This is a genomic window from Bombella dulcis, from assembly GCF_026385505.1.
Lineage (GTDB): Bacteria > Pseudomonadota > Alphaproteobacteria > Acetobacterales > Acetobacteraceae > Bombella > Bombella dulcis.
Genome location: NZ_JANIDV010000011.1, coordinates 1 through 3,416 on the forward strand (window position 1 = coordinate 1; position 3,416 = coordinate 3,416).

Annotated in this window: 3 protein-coding genes; all 3 read left to right on the top strand. The window is 57.1% G+C overall.

Translation table 11 applies throughout. The features are described 5' to 3' along the window. Positions 1-1,044, top strand: a 1,044-nt coding sequence (locus NQF87_RS08595) for a PBSX family phage terminase large subunit (RefSeq protein WP_266127997.1), incomplete at its 5' end; no start/stop codon positions are given. 9 nt (positions 1,045-1,053) lie between these two features. Next, positions 1,054-2,700, top strand: coding sequence for a phage portal protein (locus NQF87_RS08600; RefSeq protein WP_266127998.1), 1,647 nt, complete (start codon positions 1,054-1,056; stop codon positions 2,698-2,700). Further along, positions 2,700-3,416: phage minor head protein (locus tag NQF87_RS08605; protein ID WP_266127999.1), on the top strand; the 717-nt coding region annotated here is incomplete at its 3' end. The genes NQF87_RS08600 and NQF87_RS08605, both read left to right, overlap by 1 nt.

A 3,416-nucleotide genomic window follows, 5' to 3' on the forward strand; every position in this document is an offset into this window, starting at 1 on the left:
TTGGTGGAGGACAAGATAAGCGGACTGGGCCTCTCGGAGGAATTCGAGGTTCTGGACAAGGAAATCAGGACGCCAGATGGCGGCGTCATCATCTTTCAGGGGATGCAGAACCACACGGCGGACTCAATCAAGTCATTGGAAGGTTTCGACGTGGCGTGGGTCGAAGAAGCGCAGTCCTTGTCCGCCTTCTCCATGAAGCTGCTACGCCCAACCATCCGTAAACCCGGCTCCGAAATCTGGTTTAGCTGGAACCCGTCCAAAGAAACCGACCCGGTAGATGCGTTCCTGCGGACACCCGAAGCGGACGCCGACCCCGAGATAGTAGTCATCAACGCCAACTGGTCAGATAACCCGTGGTTCCCCGCCGTTCTGAATGATGAGCGGGAACGAGACATGAGGAGTCGCCCTGATGAGTATGACCATATCTGGGAGGGCGGATACCAGCAGACGACCGAGGCCCTCATCTTCCGCAACCGGGTTGAATACGGATGTCGGTTTGAAACTCCAGAGGATGCGCGGCTTTACTTTGGTGTTGACTGGGGCTTCGCCAAAGACCCCACCGCCATCGTTCGTTGTTTTATTGCTGATGACGTTTTGCATATTGATTATGCTGAGGGCGGCGTAGGTATCGAGATGGACGCCCTGCCCGCTTTGTTTGATCAGGTTCCGGGAGCGCGGCAATGGCCGCTCATGGCTGATTGCGCCCGTCCCGAAACCATCAGTCATCTGGCAAATAAGTACAGGTTCCGCATTGGCCCCGCCAAAAAGTGGAAAGGCAGCGTGGAAGATGGCATTGAACGGCTGAAAGCCTTCCGAGGCATACGTGTGCACGAGCGGGCCGAGAAAATAGCCCGTGAGTTCCGTACGTACTCGTACAAGGTGGACCGCCAGACCGAGCATGTTCTCCCGAAAATCGAGGACGCCAACAACCACTGGATAGATGCCCTCCGCTATGCGCTGGATGGTCTGATCCAGAACCGCCGAACCATGCCCGACTTCTCCAAAATTTCACCGCCTACCTTCTTTCGCCGATCATTCGTATGAGGTAACGCCATGTGGCCGTTTAAGCGCACTACCGGCACTACCGCCCCCCTGCCGGAGAGCGAAGGAGAAGTTCGGCCGGAGCGCAGGGAGCCGTTTATCAGGGGATTCCGGAATATTGAGCAGTTCGCCTGCGATGCCGCACCCACCCTGATCTCACGCCTCTCTCCCTGCCGCCCTGCGCCGGGTGTCGTGCCAGAGGGCCAGCGCATGGCGTTCGACAGCGCACTGGATGGGGTGGATGCCTCGCTGGGCGCATATGCCAGAGGCAACATCGAGGGGCTTCAGTCCTGGCTTGCTGATGGTCTGGGATTTATGGGCTACCCCTACCTGAGCCAGATGGCCATGCGGGCCGAGTTCCGGAAGCCGTGTGATGTCATTGCCCGTGAGGCAACCCGGGAATGGGTGCGGCTGAAATCCACGAAGAACGTGGAGGAAACCGAATATGATACGGACGAAGAAGCCCGTGCGGCCCGTGAACAGCTCTCACAGGAGACGGGCCACAAGATCAGCGATCTGGAAGCCGAACTCAAACGGCTTGATGTACGGCGTCTGCTCTACCGGATGACGCTCGACAGCCTGATCTATGGCGTCTCATATGCATGGATCGACGTTGGCGGCCTTCCAAAAGACGCCACGGGGCAGAATGTTCCGCTGAAGGTGACGAAGTACGGGGTCGAGAAAGGCAGCCTGGGCGGCCTGAAGCGGATTGACCCGGTCTGGACGGCACCGAACTACTACAACGCCGACAGCCCCTACAGTTCTGGGTTCTACGACCCGGACAATTACTGGGTGCAGGGATGCCTGACCCACAAGGACCGGCTTTTGAAGATGGTGCCGTATGAAGTGCCGGACATCTTCAAACCGGCCTTCAACTTCGGCGGCCTGTCCCTCACCCAGCAGCTGCGCCCGTACGTCCACAACTTCCTGCGGACACGCAACAGTGTCAGCAACATCACGGCCAATTTCTCCAAGCTCGTGCTGAAAACCGACATGATGGGCAACATGGGGACGGCTCAGAGCGGGCTGAGCTATGGCGATATATCGAGTTCATCCATTCAGGCTCGTGCAGCTTTCATGCAGCAGGTCTCCGAGGGGCAGGACACGATTATCGCCGACCTGAACGCTGAAGACGTGTCCATCATCGCCACGCCGCTTGGCGGCCTGTCTGACCTTCAGGCGCAGGCAATGGAGGCTATGGCGTCCATTCCCGGCATCCCGCTGGTGAAACTGTTCGGCATCACGCCAAATGGGCTGAACGCCTCATCCGAGGGTGAAATCCGGGTGTTCTATGATGAGATCGCTGCCTTTCAGGAAAACAACCTGCGGCCCATCCTTGAGCGCATCATCCGTCTCGTCCAGCTCCACCTGTGGGGGGAACTGGATGACACCATAGACTTCGACTTTGTGAACCTCTGGCAGCTGGACGATGAAAAAGCGGCGATGGTCGAAAAGGCCAAGGCCGAAACCGACAGGATGAACATCGAAGCCGGGAAGATCACGCCCGATGAAGCCCGCATGAGGGAAGAACAGGACCAGAACAGCATCTACCGGGGCGTCAATCTCTCTGGTGATGCCCCGGGCATCCCTGAGCAGGATATCCCGAGTTTTGGCAGTCATGAAGGGTTCGGTGGAGAAGGAGGCGAAGGAGAACTCTAATGGCTGCGTTACGTTCTCCTGGAAAGGCAATAACTCTGCCCCTCGGGAGGACAAACGCGGGCATTGCGGCTTGGTATGAAAAGAAGCTCCGTATTCTCATCCGCCGGATGCACCGGGATACTATCCAGACGGTGCGAACCTATTACCGTCGGGCGGAGCCGGAACTTGCGCAAGATGAGAACCCTGTTACAGCTCTGGATATTATTCTCGAGAAGCTGAAAAAGAAGTGGTTGCGGATATTCGAAGACCACGCCTCTACTCTGGCCGAGCATTTCGTGAAGAGCTGTCAGAACGACTGTGAAGGCGATCTGCGGCGAAGACTGAAACGGGCGGGCTTCGGCGTCACGTTCAAGCCCAATGCCGCCATGCAGCGCAAGCTTAAGGTGGCAATCAACTACAATGTTGGGAAGATCAAGTCGATTGCCGAGCAATATCACGACGGGGTGAATACCCTGGTCACAAACTCCGTAATGAAGGGCGGAGATATAGGCGCACTCACTAAAGATCTGCAAGCCAGATACGGCATTTCTGAGCGCAAGGCGGCCTTCATCGCCGAGGACCAAAATCACAAGATTAATCAAGCCGTAGAGCGGATGCGTGACATCGAATTGGGTTTGGAAAAATCCAAATGGCGTCATTGCGGCGGGGGAAGGCATCCACGCCCAGAACACGTCAAAGCGGACGGCAGAATTTACGAGACAGCGAAGGGCTGCCTA

Coding starts and splice junctions, on each gene's coding strand:
- NQF87_RS08600 (WP_266127998.1), top strand. CDS start 1,054: ATGTGGCCGTTTAAGCGCACTACCGGCACTACCGCCCCCCTGCCGGAG.